This is a genomic window from Parafannyhessea sp. (genome assembly GCF_051876455.1).
Taxonomy (GTDB): domain Bacteria; phylum Actinomycetota; class Coriobacteriia; order Coriobacteriales; family Atopobiaceae; genus Parafannyhessea.
In genome coordinates this window covers 1-3,056 of record NZ_JBJEHW010000103.1, presented here as the reverse complement: position 1 = coordinate 3,056, position 3,056 = coordinate 1, and the positions used below count along the sequence as shown (strand labels likewise).

Below are 3,056 nucleotides of genomic sequence, written 5' to 3'. Positions count from 1 at the left end.
AGGAACAGATATGTAAAGTCCCCCATGCTGCCGACTTTAAGCCTCGTTTTGCGGGTAAGGTCTAAGTGTCCGTAAACGTCTAGGTCGAAGGGAAGGTGTAAGCATGTTGAGGATCAAGGACATGGACAAGCAGCAGAGGCGTGTGTTTGACGCTTGCTCGAACGGTTGGTTCATCAGTGGTGTGTACACCGCCATGTTCGATGACCACAGGCGCGACTTCGAGGCGGACAGCCTCAGGACGCTGTTTGGTGATGTTGACCGTTGGTATGGCTCCCACAGCCAGAACCACGGGGACTCGCACCTGCTGGTCAAGTGCGTCAAGGCAGCGTAGGATCGCCTGTTGCCCCGCGGGGCACGGGCGGCGGCTCTGCCGCCTGAGGCTGCGGTGGGCGAGAAGGACGCCCGCGTCGGCCCCAACCCATCCGGAAAATTAAATCTACTAAACGGGCAGTCGCCTTAAGGGCGGCTGTTCTTTTTTATGTTCGATTGGGTACCAAAAAGGTATGCGGCGCCGCCGACACGCGATCGGACGTGCGCCTTGGCACCAGGTCAAGGGGGTAGCATGGCAAAGCTCGACGGCGTTGGCGTTGCCTTCTGCGGGGGAGGCTTCAGGTCCTTTGCGGAGGTCGCGGTGGTTGAGGACATGGAGAAGAACGACGTGCACTGTGCCGCCGTCGCCGGCACGTCTATGGGCTCGCTCATGGCGGCGCTCACGGCATCCGGCATCGGCTCGGCCCGGATGGCCGAGCTTCTTGTGGAACTCGACAACCGCACCGTTCAGGAAGGCATCCTCAAGAACATGCCGCTCAAGTTCCTGAACGTGTTCTCAAACCACGGCATCGTGGACAGCCAGGTGATGGAGGGCATCGCGCGCGACATCCTGGGGGAGGCGGGCATCCGCACGTTTGCGGACTTCAACATGCCCGTGGCCGTGACGGCCGTGGACATCATGACCGGCGACCTCTGCGTGTTCACCAACGACGCAGACCTGTTTGCCGCTACGGACGGCAGTTGGAACGTGATCTGCGACCCGGCGCTGGACGCGGCCAAGTGCTGCTCGTGCTCCGCGTCGTACCCACTCGTGATATCGCCCACCAAGTACCTTGGGCATGCCTTTATGGACGGCGGCTGCCGCATGAACCTGCCCACGCCGCTGTTCGACCGCAGCATGGTGGACGCCGTGGTGGGCGTGGGCATGATCCGCAGGCAGAAGCTGATGGAGGACATCACGCCGCTCAACATCGCGATGCGCACCATGAGCTGCGGCGCCAACCAGCTGGACAAGATCCACGCCAACGCCGCCGACCTGTACATAAACCTTCCCGTGAGCGGGGACGACGCCTTCCAGGCGGGCACCGGCGAGCAGGTCATCGCGGAGGCGCGGCAGATGGTTCGCGAGGACCCGCCCGACTGGAACTCCGTGCGCCCCAGCATGCTGGAATCCATCAGGAAGCGCGCGGTGGACGCGTTCTACGGCATGGTCCGCACGGTGCCCAAGAGCGTCAAGTTGGGGTAGCATCGCATACAGCGACCCCAAGGAGAACGGACCCTTATGTCGGAGGAATCAACTCGCAGGTATCTGGCACGGTACGGACTGGACAAGAAGATCATCGTGTACGACGTGCTCACGGCGACGGTGCAGCAGGCGGCGGACGCGTCCGGGCTCGAGCCCGGGCAGATTGGCAAGACGATGGCGTTCGACGTCGACGGCGAGCCGGTGCTCGTGGTGTGCTCCGGCGACGCGAAGGTGTGGAACTCCGCGTTCAAGAAGCAGTTCCACACCAAGCCGGTGTTCATCAAGCCGGACGATCTCGAGGAGAAGGTCGGCCATCCCATGGGCGGCGTCTGCCCCTTTGACGTGAAGCCCGGCGTCAAGTGCTACCTGGACGTCTCGCTCAGGCGCTACGATTTCGTGCGGCCCGCGGCGGGAAGCGAGCGCACCGGCGTCGACACCACGATGGACGAGCTGGAGCGCGCGAGCCACTCGCTTGGCTGGGTGGACGTGTGCAAGGGCTGGCGCGACGAGTAGCGCTGCGCCTCGCGACCGCGGCTCCCTTGCGCCTGGCTTCAGGTTGGGGCGAGAAACGCACGTGTTTCTCGCCCGTAACGCCCTTGCAACAGAAGCGGCATATCGTGACTGGCAACGTCACGGAAAGGAAGACGGATGTCCCTTGCAGCCAACAACAGCGTGTTCGCAGGCGCCCTGGCGTTTGCTGGCGCATGGTGGTGGACAAGGGTGACTCGACTTCCGGACTAGCGACGGCCGCTTAACCATACACACGCAAAGGCCCTCGGACTAGTTCCGGGGGCCTTTTTGTATGCCGAGGCGGCATGGCAGGGTTCTGCAAGCTTGGTTCTGTAGGGGGCGCCGGAGCGCCCGGAGGAAAGGAAGACGATCATGGCAGAAGCAACGACCACCGATCCCTATCGCGTCTACCTGCGCGAGGACCAGATCCCGACCGCCTGGTACAACCTGCGCGCGGACATGCCGGAGAAGCCGGAGCCCATGCGCCTGCCCAACGGCAAGGTGGCCACGGTGGACGACATCGCGCCCGTGTTCGCCCGCGCCCTCTGCGAGCAGGAGCTGGACGACGACACGCCGTACTTCCAGATTCCCGAGCCCGTCATGGAGATGTACAAGGTCTATCGCCCCAGCCCGCTGTGCCGCGCGTACAACCTGGAGCGCGCGCTCGACACGCCCGCGAAGATCTACTACAAGTTCGAGGGCAACAACACGTCCGGCTCGCACAAGCTGAACTCCGCGCTGGCGCAGGCCTACTACGCCTACGCCGAGGGCATCACCAACATCACGACCGAGACGGGCGCCGGCCAGTGGGGCACCGCGCTTTCCGAGGCGGCCGCGCACTTTGGCCTGAACCTGGACGTCTACATGGTCAAGTGCTCCTACGAGCAGAAGCCGTTCCGCCGCAGCGTGATGCAGACGTTTGGCGCGACCATCACGCCGTCGCCCTCCGACACCACCGTCGCCGGACGCAAGATCCTGGCCGACGACCCCGAGTGCACCGGCTCGCTTGGCACGGCCATCAGCGAGGCCG

4 protein-coding genes are annotated in these 3,056 nt (G+C 63.8%); all 4 read left to right on the top strand.

The window, feature by feature from the left end; genetic code table 11:
• The first annotated feature begins 103 nt into the window (after positions 1-103).
• Positions 104-331 carry a hypothetical protein gene (locus tag ACI38Z_RS04800; RefSeq protein WP_439789050.1) on the top strand — a complete coding sequence of 76 codons (228 nt, stop codon included), beginning with the start codon at positions 104-106 and terminating at the stop codon, positions 329-331.
• 231 nt (positions 332-562) lie between these two features.
• Positions 563-1,516, top strand: coding sequence for a patatin-like phospholipase family protein (locus ACI38Z_RS04795; RefSeq protein ID WP_439789049.1), 954 nt, complete (start codon positions 563-565; stop codon positions 1,514-1,516).
• 36 nt (positions 1,517-1,552) lie between these two features.
• A complete protein-coding gene (locus ACI38Z_RS04790; protein ID WP_439789048.1) occupies positions 1,553-2,029 on the top strand; it encodes a YbaK/EbsC family protein in 477 nt (158 codons plus the stop codon).
• A gap of 369 nt (positions 2,030-2,398) precedes the next feature.
• Positions 2,399-3,056: pyridoxal-phosphate dependent enzyme (locus tag ACI38Z_RS04785; protein WP_439789047.1), on the top strand; the 658-nt coding region annotated here is incomplete at its 3' end.